The sequence below is a fragment of the Trinickia dabaoshanensis genome (genome assembly GCF_002879885.1).
In the GTDB taxonomy this organism is placed as follows: domain Bacteria; phylum Pseudomonadota; class Gammaproteobacteria; order Burkholderiales; family Burkholderiaceae; genus Trinickia; species Trinickia dabaoshanensis.
On the sequence record NZ_PNYA01000042.1, the window covers coordinates 1 to 23,742 of the forward strand.

Genomic DNA, 23,742 nt, shown 5'->3' on the forward strand with positions numbered 1-23,742 from the left:
AGCAAATGACATCGAATCGGTCAGAATTAAAGAAATCCAGCATCAAAACGACATGACCCGAATCGGCACGGCAGCGCTGTGGAAAGCCACCGCTGCGCCACGACGGCGATACTTCAACAGCCTGCTAATGGTGCTCAACGAACCGGAGGCGAGCTTGCACCCGGATTTGATGCCGGCGCTGGGGCGTTTGATACGGCAGGCCGCGCGCAGTACCCAGATCTGGGTCATTTCACATTCGTCGAGGCTGGCGGCAGCGCTCGACGAAGACGCGCAATGCAACCATCTCGAACTCGAAAAGACGTTCTCGGAAACCGCGCTCGCCGGTCAGGGACTATTGGATCGCCCGGCGTGGCGTTGGGTGGACTAGGGGCCGTCCACCGCTACGCCCCCTACGTAGGCCCGTGCCTGGGCGTCGAATCGCCGAGCGCATCGAGCTAGTTCCGCATTTCCTCCTCGTCAAGATTGGCCTATTTAAACCGTTGCGACGATTTCTTCATGGTCGGCATCGCCCCGGTGCGCCCCGCTCGATTCGCGCCGCCAAAAGATTGAGAATTTGTTTGGTTCAGCCGGGCGATGCCGGCGCGCGCGGACGCCAAAACGACGCATGGTTCACGCGTTGACCTCCCGGGCGAACGGCCCAAAATCGGATCGATTTCGAACTGTGCGCGCCCAAGACGGTAGATTGACTGGCCGCACTCGATGAGGAGGCGGCCAGCAAGGGCGGTGCTTGGCTGTAGCACCAAGTGCTATAATGTGAAAAGGAGCGGTATGCGGGTCTTCAAGACCAGAATGTTTGCGCGTTGGGCCGACAAAGAAGGTTTGTGCGATACGGCGTTGCTTGCGGCAATGGATGAGATAAGCCGAGGGCTGATCGATGCTAACCTCGGCGGTCATGTGTTCAAGAAGCGAGTGCGCATCGGTGGACGAGGTAAGAGCGGGGGCGTGCGTACGCTGCTGGCGTTGCGGGTGGGTGACCGAGCCTTCTTCGTGTTCGGGTTTGCAAAAAATGAGCGGTCAAACGTGAGCGACAACGAGCTAGAGACATTGAAACGGCTGGCGTCGCAGCTATTGGGCTACGATGCTCGGCAACTGCACGAAGCGTTGAGCACAGGCAAGCTATATGAGGTGGAAAGCGATGAGTGACAGACTAATGAAGACGCTGCACGAGACGGCGCAAGACCTGCACGAGATCGGACTGATGGATGCGGTGACGATGCGAGAGTTCGATGCGTTGTGCCTGCCGCCCATCAAGCAGTACAGCGCGGCGCAGATTCGACGACTGCGCCAGCGCGCCAAGGCCAGTCAGGCGGTTTTCGCGGCGTGCCTGAATACAAGCATCTCGACGGTGCAGAAATGGGAGCAGGGGCAAAAGCATCCAAACGGTCCGTCGCTGAAATTGCTCGATCTGGTCGATCGCAAGGGCTTGGAAGCCCTGCTGTAAGGTTCTTTGAGCGCCGTCACTGCCTGGCCGGCTTGAGACGGCGCCTCGTTCTCGACCGCGTTGCCGCGATGCCGGCGCTGGGTGACCTCGCCCTTTGCCAGTCGGTGAAGCTCCCCTCGTCTCAACGTGGCTAAGCCTTTGCCCCATTGGTCCAACTTATTCACAGATTTTGGGGGTAAGGCTGTGTACAACTGTGCGGACTGCGTCACAAGTCGCTGAACGATATCGGTTTTTACCTCGCGCAAACTTTTCGACTACGGGCGGGCACAACGGAGTTGCTCGCCGCGGACGGTAAAATCCGGCGGACCTACCGTGTTGGAGCAGGTGTTTGGCAACGCAGAACCAAGGATTCATCTTGACCCGTCACTGGCGCGACACGCCGGCTGGGACGGAGGTCGTGTTCTGGCTGGCGACCGACGACGGGCCGCGACAGCTTCGCCTGCGCCCGCAGGAGTCCGTTGCATTCGTGCCGGCCGCTCAGCGCGAACATGCCGAGCGCGTTTTACGCCGCGAAGCGCCGTCCGGACGGATCGAATTGCGTCCGCTCGAATTGCGCGATTTCCATCATCGCCCGGTGCTGGGGCTATACAGCCAGCAATACCGTCAGCTCACGCAAGCGGAAAAGCGTTTGAAGCAGACCGGTGTCGATGTGTACGAGGCGGATATCTTCCCGCCCGACCGGTACATGATGGAGCGTTTCATCACGGCACCCGTGTCGTTCATCGGCCGCCCGGGCGGCGGCGGTTTGCTGCTCGACTGCGACCTGAAGCCCGCGTCCGGCTATCGGCCGCGATTGCGGCTCGTGTCGCTCGACATCGAAACCAGTGCTCAAGGAGAGCTCTATTCGATCGCACTCGAAGGCTGCGGCCAGCGGCAGGTGTTCATGCTCGGCCCGGCCAACGGCGAAGACGGCGCGGTCGATTTCGATCTCGACTATTGCGAAAGCCGTGCCGAGTTGCTCGAACGGCTGAACGAATGGATGGCCCGGTACGATCCCGATGCGATCATCGGCTGGAATCTCGTGCAGTTCGATCTGCGCATCCTGCGCGAGCACGCCGAGCGCTTTAACGTGCCGTTGCGGCTGGGCCGGGACGGCAGCGCGATGGAGTGGCGCGAACATGGCCTCACGCAAGGGCATTTCTTCGCCGGTGCCGCCGGCCGCTTGATCATCGACGGCATCGAGGCGCTGCGTTCGGCGACTTGGAGTTTTCCTTCGTTCAGTCTCGAATACGTTTCGCAGGCGGTTCTTGGCGAGGGCAAAGCCATCGACAATGCGTATCAGCGCATGGACGAGATTCAACGCCGTTTCGACGAGGATAAGCCGGCGCTCGCCCATTACAACCTCAAAGACTGCGAATTAGTCACGCGGATCTTCGAGAAAACCGAATTGCTGGCGTTCTTGCTCGAGCGCGCGACGGTAACCGGTTTGCCGGCGGATCGCAGCGGCGGCTCGGTGGCCGCGTTCACGCATCGCTACATGCCGCTCATGCATCGGCTCGGTTTCGTCGCCCCCAATCTGGGCGACGTCGCCGGTGCGCCGAGTCCCGGCGGCTTCGTGATGAATTCGAGACCGGGCCTGTACGACTCGGTGCTGGTGCTCGATTACAAGAGCCTGTACCCGTCGATCATCCGCACCTTTCGCATCGACCCGGTGGGGCTCATCGAAGGACTGCGCCATCCGGACGACGCGGACTCGATTCCGGGCTTTCTCGGCGCACGCTTTTCCCGCACTCGGCATGGCTTGCCGGCGGTCGTGGCACAGATTTGGGAAGCGCGCGAAGCGGCCAAGCGCGATAGCGACAAGCCGCTATCGCAGGCGTTGAAGATCATCATGAATTCGTTCTACGGGGTGCTGGGCTCAACCGGATGCCGGTTTTTCGATCCACGCCTGGCTTCCTCGATCACGATGCGCGGGCACGAGATCATGCACAAGACGCGCGAGTTGATCGAGGCCCAGGGATTCGAAGTGATCTACGGGGATACGGATTCCACTTTCGTATGGCTCAATCGCGCGCGCGAGGAAGAAGAGGCCACGCGAATCGGGCGAGCGCTCGTCGCGCATATCAACGACTGGTGGCGACGGCATTTGCACGAACGCTTCGCCTTGGAAAGCGCATTGGAATTGCAGTTCGAGCGGCATTACCGGCGCTTTTTCATGCCGACGATCCGTGGGACCGATGAAGGCAGCAAGAAGCGATACGCGGGCCTCACGCTGCTGGACGATGGCCGCGAGGAGGTGGTCTACAAGGGACTCGAGACGGTGCGTACCGACTGGACGCCGCTGGCGCAGCGATTTCAGCAAGAACTCTACTTGCGGGTGTTCAGGCGGGAGCCGTATCAGGACTACGTGCGCGATTACGTGCGCCGCACGCTGAGCGGGGAGTTCGACGATTTGCTCGTCTATCGCAAGCGGCTGCGTCGTCCGTTGGCGGCCTATGAGCGCAACGTGCCGCCTCACGTGCGCGCGGCACGCATGGCCGATGAATTCAACCGGCAGCAAGGGCGGCCGCTGCAATACCAGAAGGGCGGCTGGATCAGCTACGTGATGACGGGCGCAGGACCGGAGCCGCTTGAAACCCGGCGCTCGGGACTCGATTATCAGCACTACCTCACCAATCAGTTGCAGCCGGTGGCGGATGCGATACTGCCTCTGTTGAACGATGACTTCGAGACGTTGACCAGCGGTCAGCAAAAGCTTTTCTAAGGAGAGCTTGGAATGGCGCGGCACTTGTCCGGGATCGACCATTTCGTCATTGCAGTGCGCGATCTCGATGCCGCGCGCGACGACTTTACGCGGATGGGTTTTTCGCTGACGCCGCGCGGCTACCACTCGGTGGGCTCCGAAAACCATTGCGCAATGTTCGGCAACGGTTATCTCGAACTGCTGACGGTACGCCGGCCGCATCCGGTGACGGCCTATTTCTCACGCTTTCTCGAACACGGCGACGGCGCCGCCGCCATGGTCGTGGCAACCGGCGATGCGCAAGCGCTCTATCGCGATTGGTGTGCCGCGGGTCTTCCGGCCGAAGCACCCGTGAGCTTGTCTCGGCCTGTGCTCGGCGCACGCGGCAATGCCCTCGCGCACTTCAAAATCGTCCAACTCGATCTGTCCTATACGCCTGGCGGGCTGGTCTACGCCTGCGAGCACCTGACGCCCGAACTGACCCACCAGCCGCAACAGGCCGGCCATCCGAACGGCGTGACAAGCCTCGCCGCCGTGACGATCGATATTGCCGCCGGCCAGTTGAGCCGGGCCGCGGAACGATACGAACGCGTCTTGGCCTCGAGCGCATGCGCGATCGACGAAACGGTCCGTCTAGTCCCGTGCGCGGACGTGGACGTGCGGTTGCAAGAGCGCGATCGAGCGACGTCGCAAGAGGTCGCGCCGCGTGCCCTGCCGTATCTTTCCTCGCTCACGTTCAACGTCGAGTCGCTCGAGCTTATTGCCGAGACGCTGCGGCGCAACGGCGTGGCGTGCGAGCGAGGCGACGGCATGCTCTCGATACCGGGCGCGCTCGCGCATGGCGTGACGTTGCGATTCATCGCGCGCCGATAGAACGCACCCATTCCGAGCCTCGAGCGCTGGAACAAAAAACGCGCCGATGCTGGCCGGGATCGGCGCGTTCGTTGCGGCCGGAACCGCGAACCGGCTTACTTCGCGACGGGCATCGAGAATTCGGCGCCCTTTTCGGTGCTTTCGGGCCAGCGTTGCATGATCGACTTTTGCTTCGTATAGAAGCGCACGCCTTCCTCGCCGTACGCGTGCATGTCGCCGAAGAGGCTACGCTTCCAGCCGCCGAAGCCCTGCCACGCCATCGGCACGGGGATCGGCACGTTGATGCCCACCATGCCCACTTCGATCTGCCGGCCGAACTCGCGCGCGACATTGCCGTCGCGCGTGAAGCAGGCCACACCGTTGCCGAATTCGTGATCGTTGATCAGTTGGACGGCTTCGGCGAAGTCCTTTACGCGAACGCAAGAGAGTACCGGTCCGAAGATCTCCTCTCGGTAGATCCGCATCTCGGGGGTCACGTGGTCGAACAGCGTGCCGCCCGTAAAGAAGCCGTTCTCGTGTCCGGGCACCTTCAGACCGCGGCCGTCGACGACGAGCGTCGCCCCTTCCTCGATGCCCGTCGCGACGTAGCCTTCGATGCGCTCGAGTGCCTGCCGCGTGACGATCGGCCCCATTTCCGCATCGGGCTCCATACCGTTCTTCACGACGAGCTTGCGGGCACGTTCGGCCAGGCGCGGCACGATCTTATCGGCTACGTCGCCCACGAGGACGGCAACCGAAATGGCCATGCAGCGTTCGCCCGCCGAGCCGTAACCGGCGCCGATCAATGCATCCACCGTTTGCTCGATGTCGGCATCCGGCATGACCACCATGTGATTTTTCGCGCCGCCCAATGCTTGGACGCGCTTGCCGTGCCTCGCCCCCGTTTCGTAGATGTAATTGGCGATCGGCGTGGAGCCGACGAAGCTGACGGCTTTCACGTCGCGGTGCTCGAGCAATGCATCGACGACGACCTTATCGCCTTGCACGACGTTGAATACGCCGTCGGGCAGTCCCGCTTCCTTGAGCAAGGCCGCCATGAAGAGCGACGCCGACGGATCGCGTTCGCTCGGCTTGAGCACGAACGTGCAGCCGGCGGCCAGCGCCACGGGGAACATCCAGCAAGGCACCATGCACGGGAAATTGAACGGGGTGATCCCGGCGACGACGCCGAGCGGCTGACGCACGGTCCAATTGTCCATGCCGCGCGAAACTTGTTCCGTGTAGTCGCCCTTGAGCAACTGCGGGATGCCGGCCGCGAATTCGATGACGTCGATGCCGCGCGCCACTTCGCCTTGCGCGTCGGAAAACACCTTGCCGTGTTCGGCGACGATGATGGCCGCCAGTTCATCCTTGCGCTGATTCATCAGTTCGAGAAAGCGCAGCATGATGCGCGCGCGCCGGATCGGCGGCGTGTCGCGCCACTCCGGGAAGGCGGCTTTCGCGCTTGCGACCGCCGCGTTGACGTCGGCGAGTTCGCCCAGCACGAGGCGGCGTGCGATCGCACCGGTCGCGGGGTTGAAGACCGGCTGCGTTCGATCGCCTACGCCGCGTTCCGTCTTGCCGCCAATGAAGTGAATCACGTCTGCCGAATCGGTATAGGCTTGCATGCCGTCTCCTAGTTAGTGGGTCGATGCGATCAAGTGTACGAACCCACGGACCATATTAAAAGCGCCGGCCGTTGAATTGATTGTTTTGCATGGCGAACAATCGAAAGGAGCAGGGCTGAAATATAGGAGGGCCCAGTGCTATCATCGATCCGTTGCGGGGGGCGAATCGATGGATACACAGAAAGTTGAGGCGCTTTGGACGCACTTGCATTGGCTGAACGTGCTTGCTGCCCAGGGCACGTTCACGGCGGCGGCGGCGCGGCTAGGCGTGAGCAAGGCGGCCGTGAGCCAGCGTATCGCCGAACTCGAGCGCGCCGCCGGGGTCGTGCTGGTGCAGCGCACCACGCGCAGCGTCCGCTTCACCGAAGCGGGCCGGCAATTGGTAGACGACACGCGGCAGGACTTCGAGCGTATCGCGGCCAGTTTCGCGAGCGTGCGCGAAATGGCGGATGTCGTACGCGGCACGGTGCGCGTGACCGCGCCGGTGGCGTTCGCGCGGCAGCAACTCGTGCCGCGTCTCGCCGAGTTCGCGCGCGCCTATCCGGAGGTGCGCGTGCAACTCGAGCTTTCCGATCGTCTAAGCTCGATCGCCAGCGAGGGATTCGACCTCGCGATCCGTCATAGCGCTCACGTGCCCGACACGCACGTGGCATGGAAGCTGTGCGACACGCGTTCGGTGATCGTTGCAACACACGCCTATCTCAAGCAGCGTGGCGTGCCGCGCACACCGGCGGAGCTCGCCGCGCACGACTGTCTTTACTATCCTCGTCCGGTGGGCTCGGGCGTGTGGTCGTTCGAAAAAGCCGGCAGACGCACCGAGCGTTCACGGGTGAACGTGACGGTGAACGGACCGCTCTCGGCGAACAACAGCGAGGCGTTGCGCGATGCCGCGCTCGAAGATCTCGGCATCGCGCTGTTGCCGGACTTTACCGCGCAAGCCGCGCTGCGCGCCGGCAAGCTCGCGGTGTTGCTGGACGCGTGGCGTCCGGTCGGCGCCTTCGCGCCGCACCTGCATGTGGTGCGGCCCCACGGCGTGCAGGTCGCGCGAGCCGTAAAAAGCTTCATCGACTTCTTGCGGCAGACGTTCAAGGACGGGTTCCCGTTGGATTAGTCGTGGACGAGCGTCTGGCAAGCCGCGCGCGTTCGCTGCGCGGCACGCCGGTCGGCGCCGCGTTGCGCGGCACCCGCCACCGCCCACACCCCGAGTCCGCCGAGTGCAAGCAGGGCGCCGACCCATCCCGGCGAGGTCCAGCCGAATCCGCCCGCGATTGCCAGGCCCCCGAGAAACGGTCCCAGCGCGTTCGCCGTATTGAACGCCGAGTGATTGAGCGCGGCGGCGAGCCCTTGCGCGTCTTCCGCGACGTCCATCAATCGTGTCTGCAAGACGGTGCCCAGTGCCCCGCCCATGCCGATCAAGAAGACATCCACCGCGACCGCCCAGACATTCGGCGCGGCGAGCGGGAAGGCCAGCAGGGTCAATGCGCTCCACACGAGCAACAGCCCGGCCGTGCGCATCACGGCGCGGTCCGCGAACATCGGCACGACGAGGTTGCCGATCGTCATACCGATCCCGAAGACGCTCAGCACGAGCGATGCGGTACCGATCGAAGCATGCGTGACCGAGGCGAGGACGTTGGCTAGATAGGTATAGACGGCGAACAGACCGCCGAAACCGATTGCGCCGATGCCGAGCGTATACCAAACCTGGGGGCGCTTGAGCGCGTTCAACTCGCGTAGCGGGCTTGCTCCGGTTGCCGCCGGCGTGGATGGTGCCAACAGGCGCACGCAAGTCATCGTGACGGCGCCCATGAAGGCCGCAAAGCCGAAGCTCCAGCGCCAGCCGATCGCATGCCCGAGCCAGTTTGCGAACGGCACGCCGACGATCGTGGCGACGGTCAGGCCGAGGAACATACGCCCGACCGCGACGGTGCGGCGATTCTCGGGGACGAGCGAGGTCGCCACGAGTGCGGCCACGCCGAAATAGGCGCCGTGCGGCAATCCACTGATAAAACGGAAGACGAGCATCCAGTGGTAGTTCGGCGCGAGCGCGCTCAAGGTGTTGCCGACAGCGAACAGCGCCATCAGCGCAATGAGCAAGTCGCGGCGATCGAGCCGCGCGCCGAGCACGGCAAGCGTCGGCGCGCCGACGACCACACCCAGTGCGTATGCGCTAATCACGTGGCCGGCGACGGGGGCGCTGATGCCTAGGCCGTGGGCGAATAGGGGCAGAACGCTCATCGTCGCGAATTCGGTCGTGCCGATCGCGAAGCCACCTACGGCCAAGGCCAGAAGGACCCAGGCCGTTTTACTCTTTGCTGCTTCAATGTGGTGCATCGCCTACTGCCGTGATCAAGTGGGGTTTACGCGCAAAGCAGCCATTCTAGTGGTGCCGCGAAAACTTCGCTTGAGCTGAGGGTGGTGGCGAGAGGCAAATGGACCGTTTCGCTGAGTGGCGTTGTTACGCAGTGGCGACCAAATCGGGATGGTTCTGTTTGAGCCATTCCGATACCGACGAGAGAACGTCGGTCGCCAACTGAAGAGCGTCGCGTAACGTTTGATCGTCAACGGAATCGAACCCATCGTATTTACTGTTGCGCAGGTCCAGCAGCGTCTCGAGCTCGTCGTGGCGGATACTGCCGAGGCCGCGAGGGTTGAGGCCAGTCCTTCCAAGGCGATGCGGTGATGACCGAGTCCTGAAGAGATTCGGAATCCTTGCGCAGCAAAGACCGCTAACGCGCAGAACAGAACTGCGTCGTACGCCGCATCTAATCGGGTTGGCCCCGATACTCCGCTATGCCGGGAATCGTGGAATTTCTGAACTGCCGCACGCAACTGGGACTGGATCGTCTGCCTGTTACGAGTTCGTTCTTGGCGGACCAGTTCCGGGTGGTCCCGAGCCAGTGCTAACGGGTCACGAAGAGGCATAGTCGAAATTTCCTTTGAGCGGGATAAATGGGCGGGAGACAACGTTGCTGGCAAAGCCTTCCCCGGCGGCGAGCTTCTGTTCGAAGTCTCTTCGAGATACAACCGTGGCGTGAATTTCTCGATGGTGCTTTCGGCCGACGGGTTTCAATCGAGCATTGATCTTTAGGCTGCTTAATCCGTCCCCTAAAACGAGCACATCGACATCCGATATTGCGGATTCTTCCCCTCGGGCAACGGACCCAAACACCACCGCCGCCTCGACTTCATCCGGCAGGGCATGCGTAATGTCGTCCAATATCTCATCACTCCTGCGCGCCATCTCGGTGAGGCTCGAAAGCAATGGGTCATCGCCTGCCTGATAAGTGATATGCAGGCCGTGCTCGGTCCGCTTTGCTAGGCCGACTTTTGACCACTTGCGTAACCATCGAGAAACGTTGCCTCGGTCCGCGCCGGCCATCCGTGAAAGCTCAACCGTCGTGTAGCTGCGCGTTGGGTCACGATAGAGTAAGCGAAGCAGTGCGAAGCGTTGCACTCCGCCGAACAGCTCACTGAGCATGGCATTCTTCATCGCATAATTTGATGTGCAATACACATCTATGAGGTGTGATTTACAACGGATGGGTAGCCGCCGAGATGTCTATTCTACATCGCGGATGTGCATTGCACCTGGTGGGTCGTTAAATTCGCTTGGGACGGTTGCGTCGTTCTCGAGTCAGCGCACGCGCCGTTCTGATCGATGTTCTGCAATGGCGTGACGCTCAGTTCGCCGAACAGGGCATTTCCGTCCTCGGAAAATAGCGCGATGCGATCGGCGTCGCGGTTCGGAAAGACAAGGTCGGTCAGTACGACGCGGCCGCCGTTCGCGAATACTTCGACCGAGCTGCGATCGACGATGATCTCCAGCCTCAGTTTTCCATGCTCGAGGGGAAGGTTCGCGATGTGCCGCTGGCTGAACGTCGCGGCGAAATTCGATTCGCCCGCTTGCGAGCGGTCGAGTGTCAGCGTTTGTCGTTCGGCGTCGTATGTGATCTTCGTGCCGGTTCGACCGTCGGCCGAACGCCTCACCACAAGCCCTGCGCGGCGCGCATCGTGGATGGTGAGCGTCAATGCAATGCGTTGAGCCACGCCGCGCGTCGCGGCCGGGAGTTCGCGCAAAGCCGACTCGACCGCCCAGTCGCCGAGGCGTACCGTGGGTTGTCCATCGGCCCATTTTTCGAATGCAGGTGCCGGTCGAACGATGAGTCGAGGCTCGCCGTCGACGCTCTTCAGTGCGAACTCGCGCGGCAACGTCATTGCCCCACGCCACGGCGCGGTCGGCACCCGCGCGGCGTAATCCCAGTTGTTCATCCAGGCGATGGCGATCGGATGTGACCCTGGGGTACCCGAGAACGTGCCGGCGGCGTAGAAGTCGGCACCGTGATCGACCCAGCGAAACCGGGCGGGATCGGAACCGGCTGGCGCCGTGTTGTCGGGCTTGAACGTGCGGCCGTCGAAATCGCCGACGAAATACATCGCGCCCGAGCCGCCCGCGATCGACCACGGATTGACGTTGACGATCATTACCCACTTGATTCGCCGCGGATCGTCGTCGAGCGCCAGAGGAACGAGGTCGGGCATTTCCCAAAGCGCGCCATCGTGCGGCACGCCCGGTTGCGTGAAGTCGCTCATGAAGTGCCAGTGGATCAGATCGTCGGACCGATAAAGCTTCACGACCTGCGCATCGGCGACTACCGTCGTCATGACCCAATACGCGCCCGGCGCATACCACGATACCTTCGGGTCACGAAACTGCTTCGACTCGGGATCGAGCGTGAGTATCGGATTGTTCCCGTACGGTTGCCAGGTCGCACCGTGATCGAGGCTGTACGCGAGCGACTGCGCCTGCGTGCCGGGCGCGTGCCCGGAGCCCGCTTGGTAGGCGCTCGTATAGAGCGCGACGAGGGGCGGATGGCCGGGTGTACCGAGGCCCGACGTGTTGCGATTATCCGCGACGATCGAACCCGAGAAGATTTCCTCGGACGCGTTCGCGCGCATGGCGAGCGGCTGTTCTCGCCAATGGACGAGGTCCGTGCTGATTGCATGACCCCACGACATGTTGCCCCATTCGTTGCCGAGCGGGTTGAACTGATAGAACAAATGGTAACGGCCGTTATCGTAGACGAGGCCGTTCGGGTCGTTCATCCAGTTGCACTGCGGCGTGTAGTGCACGACCGGCCGCCATTGCGCAGTATCTTCGGGGGAAGGCAAGGCGCACGTTGCCGCGCCCGCCTGTAGTCCGAAGAGACTCGCGAACAAAAGCGACGCGACTCGAAAAGGCGCGCTGGAAGCGAGGATTCTCATACGTTGTTCCGTGCTTCGCATGGCGAAGCGGGGCGAGCGCGCACGCGCGGCTCGGCGCGGCGGCTCGCGGTGAAGGAGAAACAAGGCGCACGTGTGCGAGACGTGCGCCTACGGCTTGGTGCCGGCGCTGACGACCGCGGTCGTCGTTATCGTTTGTTGTCGACGGCTGTGCTTACCATGGGCCCTGCGCGGGCCGATTCGCGGAGATGTCGCCGTAGCCGCCCAGACCACCGCGGCCGTATGTGCCGTCAACCGCCGTCGATGTACCGCTAATGTCGATCTTCACCGTCGGGGCGAGCGTGCCGCCACGGCGCGGGCCGATCGCATCGATGAACGACTCGACCAGACCGCCCGGCATGACGTAGTGGGAGTACGACTGGAACGCTCGCGGGTTCTGATTCGGGTCCTGCGCATAAGGTGCGCCGGCCGGTGCGGAGAAATCGGTCGGGTTGCCGAGTACGAGACCGCTGCCGCCGTTCAACGGCAGGAAGTCGCTACGAATGCCGTTGCCGACGAAGCCGTATACGCCATCGGGACCATCGACTCCGGCAGCCATCGTCGTCCGATGACTGATCGTGAATAGGTAGTACTTCCCGTCCTTTAGGTAAATCTGCGGCCGCTCGGTCTGATCGTCGACGCAGTTCGCCGAGAGGATCGGCGGCAGGAATTTCCACTCGGTGAGGGCCGGGTTCGTTGCGACCGCGAGGCCGACGTTAGCCTTTTGATACACTGCGCCCGAATTCATGACTGCGTTCAGATCTTCCTTGTACGGGTCGTTCGACGCATAGCCGAGATCCGCGTCGGTGCAGGTGCGTGCACCGCGCTGTCCGCCGGTATTGCCTTCGAAGACCATATAGGTCTTGCCGGGGTGAGCGGGGTCGACGAACACGAACGGATCGCGAAACGAGAAGTAGTTGTTTTGCTGTCCCGTCTGATAGTAGGTGCCGTCCGGCTGCAACAGCGCTTCATGATCGTCGAAACCAGTGAACCAGACGTGCTTGTCGTCGGCATGAATGTGGCCGTCGGCACGCGTGATGATCGCGAGGGGCGGCGTGATGTCCGCGCCGCCGGGCGCGGAACGGTTGAACGATGTCGCCGTGTAATACAGGCTGACATTGTCGCCGTGCGTGAGGCGCGCCGAACCCGACCATTCGGCGTTGTTGGTCATGGGCGCGGTGCCGAACACCTTGACGCTCGCACCGTCGGGGAACAGGTGGCCGCCCCAGGTCCAGCCGCCGTTCGCGGGGCGAAGCGAGGCCGGGATGCCCGCACGGCGATAGAAGAAGCCGATTCTCGCGTGCACGTGGCGGTCGTCGAACGTATATCCCGCATGCGGGTCCGCGGTCAGCGAAAAGATGACCTCCCAGCCCTTGTAGCTAAGCTGGTTCGCGCGCATATCGGCGAGCGGCCAGGTGTCCCAAACCCAGACGTCCGAGTTGATCAACGGGAAGTCTTGCGGGATCGCGGGCATCGTCAGCGCCTTCGGCAGCGAGTTCTTATCGGCGCCCGCGGTGTGCGACTGCGCGACGATCTGACGGATATCCGCGCGCGTCCAGCGCATCGTGAAGTTGCCCTCGGGATCGTAGGCCTGCTGAGTATGCGGCGTGGGCGCGGGGCCGGCTACCGTTTGGGCGTGCGCTGCAGCCGCGAAGCCGGCGACTGCGCCGCCGACGATTAGCAAACGTTTGCGGATTGGCGAGCGGAAAGCGGGAGGATGGGTCATGGGGGCGTGATCTTTGAAGGGTGTAAAAAGGATGCTGCGCAGGTTTATTGACGTCCAAACCGGTTTGGATACTATTTCAAACCGGTTTGGACGTCAAAAGAAAATTATTTGACGGCAATGATTGCCGGGTGGAAATTATTGCCGGTGCCGATTGGCATCGGACGGAGGCGAGGGTCGAACGATGACCGGGAAGGTGAATTTGAAGGCGCTGTCGGATGCGCTTGGGCTTTCGCGCACGACGGTCAGCCGTGCGTTGAACGGCTATGACGACGTGAGTGCCGCGACTCGTCAGCGTGTCGAGGATGCAGCGCGTGCTATGGGCTATGTCGCGGATCCGACCGCGCGGCGGCTGGCGACGGGGCGGGCCGATATGATCGGCATCGTCTACCCGTTCGGTGGCGACGACCTGGGCGATCAGCGCTTCGCGGAAGTGGTAGCCGGGATCACCGAACAACTTGCGCAGCACCAGTACGATTTCGTGATCGTTGCTGCCCGGCCGAATGCGGAATTGAAGACCTACCGCAGGCTCGTCGACGGCAAATTGGTCGATGCACTGATTGTCGCGCGCACGTTGGTTGACGACCCAAGGATTCGGTATTTGCAGTCGAGCGCATTTCCGTACGTGGCGTACGGTCGTACGGGTATCGCAGAACCGTATGCCTGGTTCGATTTCGACAACGAGGCGGGAGCGCGCGACGCCGTGCGCCGGCTGATCGGCTTCGGACATCGGCGTATCGCCATGATCAGCGCGCCGCTTACCCTGAATTTCGCGGCTGGGCGGCGTATGGGTTTTCTCTCGGCGATGCGCGAAGCCGGCATCGCACCGGACCCGGCGCTCCTCGTCGAATGCCCGTTCACGCGCGATGGCGGCTTGTGCGCCGCGCAGTCGCTGCTCGCTCAGGCCGAGCCGCCGACCGCACTACTCGTCGACAACAACATCGCGGGCGGCGGCGCCTTGCGCGCGCTCGTCGATAGCGGTTTGCGGCTGGGGCAAGACATATCGTTGATCGTGTATGACGGCGTGCCCCCGGACGCCGCGCGTCCTTATCGGGTCACGGCCGTCGCGCAACCGACAGGGCGCGCGACGGGGCGGGCGCTCGCGAATATCGTTTTGCGTCTACTTGCCGATGGCCGGCATGGGCAACAACTGGAAGCGCCGACGATCGAGGCCGGAAACACCGACGGCCCCGTTCGCGTTTAGTTTCCATTTCCCCCGGCATCGCCTCCCGAGGGCGGCGTTTGGGGGGTATCGGGTGTCGGCGTTGGCGACGATCCGGCGCCTGCCGGCGGGAAGCCGCCGCTCTCGCGCGCGTTACCGTTGGGTTGCCCGCCGGACGAGGGAGGCAAAATGGTCGGTGCAAGCTGCGGCGCGCTCGTGGCCGCACTCGAATTCGCCGTGCCCGTTGCTGCCGGTGCCGAGGCCTGTGTCGGCGCGCCGCTCGCGGGCACGCCGATCAGCGGCGGCTCGGACGCCGGCAACGGCACCGATGCCGGCGCAGGCAAGGCCGATGCACCGGACGCAGTCTCGGAAGCAGGTACGGCCGGGGCGGTCGTGGCAGGTTTCATGGGCGGCGGCGTATGGCGCGCCGGCGGTTGCGGTTTGCTTCCCGAGAACCAAGCGATCCAAGCGCGCAACTTCTCGCGGAACACATCGAACGTGCTCGGTTGCACTTCCGTGTCGAACCGGACACGCGAATCGATCAGCCGTGCCCGCAGCGCGCGCTGATAGAAATCGCCGACGATCGGCAGCGCGCTATGCGCACCCTCGCCCCAGTAATTGCCGAGCCCGATGCGTCCATCGTCGAATCCCACCCACGCGCCGGCGACGAGTTGCGCATGCATCAAAATGAACCAGCCGTCGGCGTCGTCCTGCGTCGTGCCCGTCTTGCCCGCGACGTCCGCGCGAATCCCGAAACGCGAGCGAATGGCGGCGCCGGTGCCGCGATTGACGACCTCGCGCATGACATCGATCAGCGTCCGGTCGGCCGCGGCCGGCAACGCCTGTTCAGGGGCAGCGGGCTCGAACTGGGCGAGCACGCGACCGTCGTGGTCGTCGATGCTCGTGACCATCCGCGGCTCGAGATAGGCGCCGTCGTTGGCGATCGTGGCATACGCCGACACCATCTCTTTCACCGTCACAGGACTCGTGCCGAGCGCGAGCGAGGGCACCGGCTGGAGCTCGCTGTCGCGCACGCCCATCGCGCGCGCGAGACGCGCCACGCGCTCCGCGCCCACTTGCTCGATCAACTGCGCGGTGATGCGGTTGCGCGAATAGGCGAGTGCATCGCGCAGCGTCATCGGTTTGCCGCTCGGCGGTACGTCGTCGGTCGGGCGCCAGATCTCGCCGCCCTTCAGCGGGATCTCGACCGGCTGATCGACGAACGTATCCGTCGGCTTGGCGCCGGCCGCGAACGCTGCCCCGTACACAAAGGGCTTGAACGTCGAGCCCGGTTGCCGGCGCGCCTGCTGGACATGGTCGAACGGCTCGTCGGCGAAATTGCGGCTGCCCACCCACGCCTTGATCTGTCCGTTGCGAGGATCGATCGCGAGGAATCCCGCCTGGACCTGCGTTTTGTCGTGACACAGCTTGCGCATGAACGCGCGGTCGGAACCGAGTTGCTTGAGCACGGCGTCGTCGCTCTGACCGTCGTCGCGTGCGCTGCGATATTCGGGCGATTCGCGCATGAAGGTTTTGAACAATTCGTTCGACGGCGAACACCCCGCGCGCCCGCTCCATTGCCCGCTCGCAATCGACTGAAGCTGATTGGTCTGCAGCGCGACGGCCGCTGTCGCCATCGCCTGCAAGCGCGAATCGATCGTCGTATGCACGATCAAACCATCGGAGTAGACGTTGTAGCCGTTGGCATCGGCCCAGCCGATCAACCATTTGCGTAATTGCTGCGCGAAATGCGGCGCGGGTCCAGGAGGCTCGACTTGGCGCTCGAAATCGACCGACAGCGGCTTGGTTTTCAGCTTGTCGTACGCGGCAGGCGAGAGACGGCCGTACTTGACCATTTGGCCGAGCACGATGTTGCGCCGTTGCAGCGCGCGCTCGGGGTTGATCACGGGGTTGTAGTAGCTATTGCCCTTGAGCATCCCGGTGAGTGTCGCGGCCTCGAGAATGTCCAATTCGTCGGCCGATTTGCCGAAGTACGTGCGCGCCGCCATCTCGACGCCGTACGCGTTGTAGAGGAACGGCACGGTGTTCAGATACGTCTCGAGAATTTGGTCCTTGCTATAGGCCATCTCGATCTTTTCCGCGGTGATCGCTTCCTTGATCTTGCGCGTGAGGGTGGGCGCGCGGCCCACTTCATCGGGATACAAGTTGCGCGCGAGCTGCTGCGTGATCGTCGAGCCGCCTTGGCGGCTGCCGCCGAACGTGTGTATCGCGGCGGACACCGTGCGTTTCCAGTCGATACCGTGGTGCTGATAGAAGCGGTGGTCTTCGGTCGAGATCAGCGCATCCACCATGTGCGGCGAGATTTCTTTGAGCGTTACCCACTCGCGGTTCGACGGCTTGAATTCGGCCAGCAGCTTGCCGTCCGCCGAGAGAATTTGCGCGGGCCGGTCGACGCGCGCCTTGCGGATGTCGCTGATGCTGGGGGTGAACGGAATCAGCACGATCACGTACAGCAAGACGAGCGCGGGCGGCGTGGCGAGCGTCAGCAAAACGCCGCGCCGGGTCGGGTGCCGCACGTGGTACCAGGCCGCGCGCACGGCGGACCGTATCGATTGCGCCGCCAGATCGAGCAGCGCCAGCGCGAGATGAAAGCAGATCGCCGCGAACCGCGTCATCCGGCCTGCCCACCTCGTCAAGAAATCACGTACGGTCGTCATCAATCGGTGCGTCACGCTGCCGTGAGCCTGTTCTAAAAACGCTGCATGGTATCAAACAGGCCGCCCCCGATCGGGCAACGGGTCGCCGGCGCGATCGTCAGCGGGCTTTACCGCGTGTGCTCTTCTTCGCACCGCTTGCACGCGGCGCCTGTGCGGCCACGGCCGTCGGCGCGGCCGGCGCGGGCCCGGATAGGTGTTCCATCCACGACAGCGCTTCCACATACGAGAGGAAGTGTTGCAAATAGCCGGGCGAAACCGAGCGCATCAGCGAAAGGGAGCGATGCACCAAATGGCTCGAATTGAGCGGGCCCGCGTTTTCGGGCACTGTTTCGAGCGATTGACGCAACTGCTTCTCGGTGCTGAATTTCGACCACGTCTCACGGAAATAGTCGAGCATGGGCAGGTCGGGCGAACGTTCGCGTCGATGCGCGGCCAACGCGTCGGCCCCCATCGATGCTTCGCTTGCCGTGGCGTCGGTTGCTCGGCCTGCCAATAGATCGGCGAGTTCGGCCAAGGCGCCGCGGCGCGGCGTGCTTGGGTGTGTGCCGGCATCAGTGGCGACGGCGTCCGCCGCGGCCCCTGCGCGTTCGATCTCGGCGGCATATTCGGCGACCAACGCAGCCACGCGTGCGTCCAATACGCGCCGCACGTCGCCGTCGTAAGCTTGCGCGCGCCGCGCCAATGCCTCGATGAAGCGAAACCGCGTAACGTTCACGCGGTCGGCGCCGCGCGCGCGCCAACCCTCGAGCGCCGAGCCCGCTTCGCCGATATCGCCCGTGCCGCCCATGGCGCTACTCATGCTGCTGCGCGGTTGCGCCCGAGCGCTTGGGCACCGGTGCAATCTCCACGCGACGATTCTTGGCGCGCCCGGCGTCGTCCGCATTCGAGCTGACCGGCTGCTGCGAGCCGAAGGCCGCCGCGAACACCGACGAAGCGGGCACCCCCGCATCGATCAGCGCGCGCGTCACGGTTAGCGCACGCTGGGCGGACAGCTCCCAATTGTCGGCGAACCGGCGGTTGCCGGCGCGTACCTGTTGATCGTCGGCGAACCCGCTCACCATCAGGATCTCTTCGTGCGAATGCAGATAGAGCGTCAATGGCCCTGCGAGCGACTTCAGCAGATCGCGGCCTTGCGGCTGCAACTGGTCGGAGTTCAGCGCGAACAGTAGGCTGCCGCTGATACCGATGCGCCCATTGACGAGCGTCACACGCCCGGCCGCGAGCGGTCCCGCGAGGGCTTGCTCGAGCGTCTTGCGCCGCTGCGCTTCGACTTGGCGCTGCTTCACTTGATCCTCGAGCCGCGCCGACAGCTCGAGTTGCAACCCGATGACGCCCACGAGGATCAGCACGAACGCCCCCACGAGCACCGACATCAAGTCGGCGAAGGCCGCCCAGACCGGCGCGGTCGGCTCGACGCCGCCGTCGATCTCGTCGTTCATGCCGCCTCGGCTCCGTTCGATGCGCGCTGCGCGGCAAGCTGTTGAAGATCTTCGACGATCTGCTTTTGCGAGAGCATGCTCAGATCGATGACTTCGCGCGCTTGCGCCACGTAGTACGCGAGTTGCTCGTCACTGCGCGCAAGCGATCGATCGAGCGCCGCCTCGATTCGCTGCAGGTGCGCGACGAGCCGCTCGTTCGAGGTGCCGAACTCCTGTACGGCGGCGCCGAACGCATCGCCCAGGCTCGCGACTTCCACGGCGCTGCCGGTGACTTGCGCCGCGACGGTGCCAAGGTTGCGCGTTTGCGCCTCGATCGTGCCGGAGAACTGCGTGCCGACGCGCGCGAGTAGGTCGGCCGATGTCGCGACCAGCCCGTCGATGGCGCTGCGCTGCTCGTTCGAGGCATGGTTGACGGCGTTGAGCAACGTGCCGAGCGTGTCGATCAAACGGGCGCGTTCCTCGAGCATCGCCGTGTCGCGCACCATGCTGTCGGAGAGCTTCTCGCGCAATTGCGCGACCACCTCGGCTGCCGCGCGCGGTGCTTCCGAGGCGGCCTGGACGAGGCGTCCGATCTCGGCGATCGTTTCGGCGGCGTGCGCTTGCGTCTGCGCGGAGATTTCGCCGGCGGTGCGAGCCAGCGTGTCGCAGATCGCTTGTTGGCGGCTCGCCGTTTGCTCGCTGCTTGCGCGCCATTCGTCGCTGAGCGACCGGGCAACGGCGTCGAGCTTGCCGGTCCATGTCTGTAGGCGCGCTTCGTCGCGCGCGGCCAGTTGCTGCTGCAATTGCGCATGCGATTCGTCGAGCGTGCGCACGAGTGCCGCGGCGTGCTGCTCGAACGTGGCGATCGATGCGGCAAGCGCTTGCTCGTGCCTTGCGCTCTGCGTGTCGCTGGCCTGTTCTTGTCTTGTCAGCGCCGCGTCCCAGGCGGCCGTCAAGCCGCCGACGCCCGCATCGACACGGGTCGATACGCCGTCGAGCAAGGACGTCGAACGCTGTTCGAAGGTATTCGCGAAGCGCTCGAGGGCGGCACGCAGATGCTCGATCAGCGCTTCACCGCGGCGTTGCTGCTCTTCGAGGGCTTGGGTGTGGAGTTTCGCAACCGTCGAAGTGGTCGCCTCGAACCCGCCCGACAGGGCGTCGAGTTGCCGTTGGACCGCCTGGCCGACCGTCGTGCCGAGCGTGGTCATTTCCCTTGAAAGCCCGGCCATCGTGGCTTGCACGACGGGCGCGATCGCCGCGCTTGCGCCGCGTGCGCTCTCGGCCGCGCTATCGCGCAGCGAACGCCCCACGGACGATGCAAGCGACGCGTAGGCCGTCTCGATGTTGGCATGCAGCGCTTGCTGGTTCGCAAGCTGCTGCTCGTGCAGTGACGCGTTCTGGCGCTCGATCGCGCCCATCATCGTTTGCAGGCGGTCCACGAGCGCGGGCATGACATCCGCTTGGCGCTGCATCAGCCTAAAGCTCTCCTCCCGCCGCCACGCTTGCGAATAGGGGCGCAGTGTCGTGACGATGTGTTCGTCGAGCCGGCGGGCGGCGTCGAGCCGTTCGTGCCGGCAAAGCGCCGACAGCAGACCGAGCATGGCGGACGTTGCAACGCCGGCAATGGACGTGCCGAAGGCGAAGCTCAGACCTTTGATCGGGGCGGCGAGCGAGGCGCGAATGGCGGCGAGATCCGTCGCGCTGTCGAGCGCGGCGCCGGTGCCGCGCAACGTCGTCACCATGCCGAGCAAGGTGCCTAGCATCCCGAGCAGGACCAGCAACCCGACGAGGTAGGGGGTGAGCGACGGCCCGGGCAAGGCCGCGCGCTCGCCCTCCACGCGCAGCCGAACCGTGCCGCGCAGCGAGGGGGGCAGACGTTCGAGCCAGCCGTCGAGGCTCGCGGGCAGCGCCGAGAGATCGGCAACCGCGCGCGAAAGACTCGCCGTGCGTTGATGGTAGCGGCGCAATTCGAGCGCGCCCGCGACGTAGCACACGCAGATCAGCAACGTAACGGCCAGTGCGAGCGGGTTCGAACCGGCATAGCCCGCGCCGATCCAACAGACGACGGCGAGCCCAGCGAGAAAGACGAGAAGATCGAGGCGAAATCTGGACATACGGTCCCGGTTAGCAGGCGCGAAGGGCCGAGCGCAGCCCTTCCACCGGTTGAAAACGAATTTCGAGTTCGGCCAACAGCACGGCGCGCATATCCTTGCGGAACGCATCGAGCCAAGGGCCGTCTTTGAGCAGCGAATCCGCTGCTTGTGTGGCCGGCGGCGCTTCGGCGGGCGCGTGCCCGCCCGCGGCCAACTCGGCGTGGCGCAGGCGTTCGAAATGCGCGGCGAGCAAGCCCGGCACGGCGGCGAGCGCATTGTGCTCGCGCACGCCGAGCACGCGCTCCATCACCGCGTCCACCGACGCGAGCCGCGACATCTCCGGCGTTCGATCGGCGAGCATCCCGCGCAGCACCGTGCGCAGGTTCGCGATCGCGTTTGCCATGTTCTCCTGCAAAGCCAGATACGACTGGCGAAACGCCGCGTACTCGGGCGCCGCTTCGGCGGGCGCGTGATCGCGGCGATTGCGGGCGTGACTAACGGGCCGCCGTGGCGAGAGCGTCGCGTCGCGGTCGATGGCATCGGTCAGCGACGTGCGCACGCGCATGCACAGCGTGTCGTGCGCGCCCTCGGGTGGGCGCGCTTGCGACGCGGCGCAAGACGGTTTGCTGCCCAGCGCCGAGGATAACGCGATGGCGTCCGTCCAACCGAGCCATTGGCCCAGGCGGTCGGCGAGCGGCTGGTCGGATTCCGGAAAGCCGGCATCCGTCAGACGGGCGAGTAAGCGAATGAGCGCCGGGCCGCTGAAGGCCCGCCGCCCGGGAGCATGCACCATTGCCGTAACGCAAAAAAAGGCAGCAGTTTACACGCCTCGGAGCCCGGGCGGTCTGCGCCCCATTTAAACCCATTAAAACCGCCGGCGTTCGGGGCTCGAGTTCGAACCGGGCATCGCCGTTCGAAAGATCAGCATCTGGGACCCGTGGGGCGAAGCATCATGGGCGATCGCGTCGCATTTCGAACGCCCCCGGTGTTTCACCCTTTCCTGTAATTATTCATAGCTACGTCGAAGGGGTCGCGCGGTATTGTGCTCTTGGTGATTGAATAAGGATCACGAACCGTCGGGAGATTGAAAATGAAAAAAGTCATAAAATCGCTTTCCGTCTTTGCATCTTTCGTCTGTGTTGTCTTGTCGTTCCCTATGCTCGCGTATGCTGAACACCTCGATGTTCCCGATGTCGTAAAAGTCTCGCGCGTCGATTCTCCCTATGCTTTTCCCGTCAATAACGGTGTGGCGAGACCGGATTGCTACAAAGATAATGGTAGTCCTCCGAAAGAATCCTTCGATTGCTCGACGATAAAATACTTTAATTTGACATATTGGCCATTGAATTACGATGACAATCGAAGCGAAATTCTTTTGGTCGGTGTTGCTAGTCATAACTATGGCATCGGCAAACCGAAGCTCATCCGCGTCTGCGGCCTGCGATATCTTTGGAAGATCGAGGTCGACGAGATCAGAAAACAACTGACGTTATTTGGTCAGGACGATTCGAAGACGACCCTTCCGTGGCCCATCTTGGCCGACGATGGCAAAGACCAAAGCACCTGTGCGAGGTAGGCGCGACGACCCGGCCGGCCCCCGGTTCCGGCCGGCAAGCCGCCTGCACCGGCAAACGCCGGCCAACTCCAGCCAACGCGTTCCTTTCCCTTGACCCTCACGTAGCGTAAGGTCTTAGCCTCCAACGTGCGCCTTTGAACGGAGGCTCGGATGTTGTTGAAAGTGGGGGAACTGGCCAAGCGGAGCGGGCTCACCGTCCGGACGCTGCATCACTACGACGAGATCGGTCTTCTCACGCCTTCGGCGCGCGCCGATAACGGCTACCGCTTGTACGACCGCCGCGACGTCGCCCGGCTTCATCAGATCGTCGCGTTGCGTCGGTTCGGGCTCTCGCTCGCCGAGATCGGCGCTTACTTCGCCCAGCCGAACGCTCCACTCGCCTCCATCGTCGAACGGCAAATCGCGATGCTCGATGAACAAATCGACCAGGCCGCGCGCCTGCGCGAGCATCTCGTGCGCTTGCGCGGCACGCTGCTGGAAGGCCAGGAGCCGGAGCTGGCCGATTGGCTCTCCACGTTGGAGTTGATGACCATGTACGACAAATACTTTTCCAAGGACGAACTGGCTCGCCTGCCGATGTACTACGACAGTCAGGCGATGGAAACGCAATGGAGCGAACTCATCGACGAGGCCCGCGCCTTGATGGAGGGCGGCACGCCGCCCGAAGACGAAAAGCCGCGCGCGCTATCGGTGCGATGGATGACCATGCTTGCGCGCGATACGAACGGCGATCCGCGTCTGCTCGCGAAGCTCAATCGCATGCACGATAGCGAGCCGTCGATGCAGGCGCACATCGGCATCTCGCCGGCGTTGCGCGACTACGTACTGCGGGCGTTCGCCGAAACGAAGATGTTGGTCTACGAGAAATACTTGTCGCCCGATGAAATTCGCTTCATGCGCGCCAATTACGGCAAGAGAGCGATGGAGTGGCCGCAGTTGATGGCCGATGTCCGCGACGCGATCGAAGCCGGGTTGACGCCCGATTCACCGGAAGGGGCGGCGCTCGCGCGGCGCTGGTTCGAACTCTTCCGAAGTTACGCGGGCGACGATCCGAACACGCAGAGGAAATTTCGCGAGGCGCTGCAAAACGAACCGGAATTGCAGGTGGGCACATTGGCCGATGAGACGCTTCTCACGTTCGTTCGTCAGGCGATGCAGCGGATCGCGCCGTCCCGCTGACGGCGGCCGCTGCCTAGGTCACGGCGGCGCACGGTTGCTTGCGGGCT

At 63.6% G+C, this 23,742-nt stretch carries 19 protein-coding genes; 9 read left to right on the forward strand and 10 right to left on the reverse strand.

Annotation, left to right across the window (positions count from 1 at the left end):
• From C0Z18_RS30600 to C0Z18_RS30620, 5 genes are all read left to right on the forward strand, one after another.
• A partial coding sequence (locus C0Z18_RS30600; RefSeq protein WP_158244334.1) for an AAA family ATPase occupies positions 1-367 on the forward strand: 367 nt, incomplete at its 5' end.
• A gap of 401 nt (positions 368-768) precedes the next feature.
• Positions 769-1,143 (forward strand): type II toxin-antitoxin system RelE/ParE family toxin, encoded by a 375-nt coding sequence (locus C0Z18_RS30605; RefSeq protein WP_102649204.1) that lies wholly within the window; start codon positions 769-771, stop codon positions 1,141-1,143.
• Positions 1,144-1,150: 7 nt separating this feature from the next.
• Positions 1,151-1,441, forward strand: a complete 291-nt coding sequence (locus C0Z18_RS30610; protein ID WP_233217558.1) for a helix-turn-helix domain-containing protein — start codon at positions 1,151-1,153, stop codon at positions 1,439-1,441.
• 328 nt (positions 1,442-1,769) lie between these two features.
• The gene (locus C0Z18_RS30615; RefSeq protein WP_102649206.1) at positions 1,770-4,145 is read left to right on the forward strand and encodes a DNA polymerase II; all 2,376 of its coding nucleotides are present in this window, start codon (positions 1,770-1,772) and stop codon (positions 4,143-4,145) included.
• A 12-nt stretch (positions 4,146-4,157) separates the two neighbouring features.
• A complete protein-coding gene (locus C0Z18_RS30620) occupies positions 4,158-4,997 on the forward strand; it encodes a VOC family protein (RefSeq protein WP_102649207.1) in 840 nt (279 codons plus the stop codon).
• Between the two features lie 95 nt (positions 4,998-5,092).
• On the opposite strand, the gene C0Z18_RS30625 is transcribed toward C0Z18_RS30620, so the two are convergent.
• Complete coding sequence (locus C0Z18_RS30625) at positions 5,093-6,604, reverse strand: CoA-acylating methylmalonate-semialdehyde dehydrogenase (protein WP_102649208.1); 1,512 nt, start codon at positions 6,602-6,604, stop codon at positions 5,093-5,095.
• Between the two features lie 169 nt (positions 6,605-6,773).
• Here C0Z18_RS30625 and C0Z18_RS30630 point away from each other — a divergent pair, with 169 nt between their 5' ends.
• Positions 6,774-7,715, forward strand: coding sequence for a LysR family transcriptional regulator (locus tag C0Z18_RS30630; RefSeq protein WP_102649209.1), 942 nt, complete (start codon positions 6,774-6,776; stop codon positions 7,713-7,715).
• Here the strand turns inward: C0Z18_RS30630 and C0Z18_RS30635 are convergent.
• The 4 genes from C0Z18_RS30635 to C0Z18_RS30650 form a co-directional block, all read right to left on the reverse strand.
• Positions 7,712-8,938 (reverse strand): MFS transporter, encoded by a 1,227-nt coding sequence (locus tag C0Z18_RS30635; RefSeq protein WP_102649210.1) that lies wholly within the window; start codon positions 8,936-8,938, stop codon positions 7,712-7,714. The genes C0Z18_RS30630 and C0Z18_RS30635 overlap by 4 nt on opposite strands.
• A 577-nt stretch (positions 8,939-9,515) precedes the next feature.
• The gene (locus tag C0Z18_RS30640) at positions 9,516-10,097 is read right to left on the reverse strand and encodes a nucleotidyltransferase domain-containing protein (RefSeq protein WP_102649211.1); all 582 of its coding nucleotides are present in this window, start codon (positions 10,095-10,097) and stop codon (positions 9,516-9,518) included.
• A 74-nt stretch (positions 10,098-10,171) separates the two neighbouring features.
• Positions 10,172-11,869, reverse strand: a complete 1,698-nt coding sequence (locus C0Z18_RS30645; protein ID WP_102649212.1) for a glycoside hydrolase family 32 protein — start codon at positions 11,867-11,869, stop codon at positions 10,172-10,174.
• Between the two features lie 172 nt (positions 11,870-12,041).
• Positions 12,042-13,592 (reverse strand): glycoside hydrolase family 68 protein, encoded by a 1,551-nt coding sequence (locus tag C0Z18_RS30650; RefSeq protein ID WP_102649213.1) that lies wholly within the window; start codon positions 13,590-13,592, stop codon positions 12,042-12,044.
• 181 nt (positions 13,593-13,773) lie between these two features.
• Between C0Z18_RS30650 and C0Z18_RS30655 the strand changes: the two genes are divergently transcribed.
• Complete coding sequence (locus tag C0Z18_RS30655) at positions 13,774-14,793, forward strand: substrate-binding domain-containing protein (RefSeq protein WP_102649214.1); 1,020 nt, start codon at positions 13,774-13,776, stop codon at positions 14,791-14,793.
• Here C0Z18_RS30655 and C0Z18_RS30660 read toward each other — a convergent pair.
• The 5 genes from C0Z18_RS30660 to C0Z18_RS30680 all read right to left on the reverse strand — a co-directional run bounded on the left by C0Z18_RS30660 (position 14,790) and on the right by C0Z18_RS30680 (position 21,733).
• Positions 14,790-17,429, reverse strand: coding sequence for a penicillin-binding protein 1A (locus C0Z18_RS30660; protein WP_102649215.1), 2,640 nt, complete (start codon positions 17,427-17,429; stop codon positions 14,790-14,792). The genes C0Z18_RS30655 and C0Z18_RS30660 overlap by 4 nt on opposite strands.
• A gap of 97 nt (positions 17,430-17,526) precedes the next feature.
• On the reverse strand, positions 17,527-18,228 hold the full coding sequence (locus C0Z18_RS30665) for a DUF2894 domain-containing protein (RefSeq protein ID WP_233217559.1): 702 nt from the start codon (positions 18,226-18,228) through the stop codon (positions 17,527-17,529).
• Entirely contained in the window at positions 18,221-18,868 is a 648-nt protein-coding gene (locus tag C0Z18_RS30670) for an OmpA family protein (RefSeq protein ID WP_102649217.1), read from the reverse strand. The genes C0Z18_RS30665 and C0Z18_RS30670 overlap by 8 nt, the downstream gene beginning before the upstream one ends.
• Positions 18,865-20,961, reverse strand: a complete 2,097-nt coding sequence (locus C0Z18_RS30675; RefSeq protein ID WP_102649218.1) for a DUF802 domain-containing protein — start codon at positions 20,959-20,961, stop codon at positions 18,865-18,867. The genes C0Z18_RS30670 and C0Z18_RS30675 overlap by 4 nt, the downstream gene beginning before the upstream one ends.
• 10 nt (positions 20,962-20,971) lie before the next feature.
• Positions 20,972-21,733, reverse strand: coding sequence for a DUF3348 domain-containing protein (locus C0Z18_RS30680; protein WP_102649219.1), 762 nt, complete (start codon positions 21,731-21,733; stop codon positions 20,972-20,974).
• A gap of 297 nt (positions 21,734-22,030) precedes the next feature.
• On the opposite strand from C0Z18_RS30680, the gene C0Z18_RS33995 reads away from it, so the two are divergent.
• Complete coding sequence (locus tag C0Z18_RS33995; protein ID WP_233217560.1) at positions 22,031-22,516, forward strand: hypothetical protein; 486 nt, start codon at positions 22,031-22,033, stop codon at positions 22,514-22,516.
• A 150-nt stretch (positions 22,517-22,666) separates the two neighbouring features.
• Entirely contained in the window at positions 22,667-23,695 is a 1,029-nt protein-coding gene (locus C0Z18_RS30690) for a MerR family transcriptional regulator (protein WP_102649221.1), read from the forward strand.
• Positions 23,696-23,742: the final 47 nt, after the last annotated feature.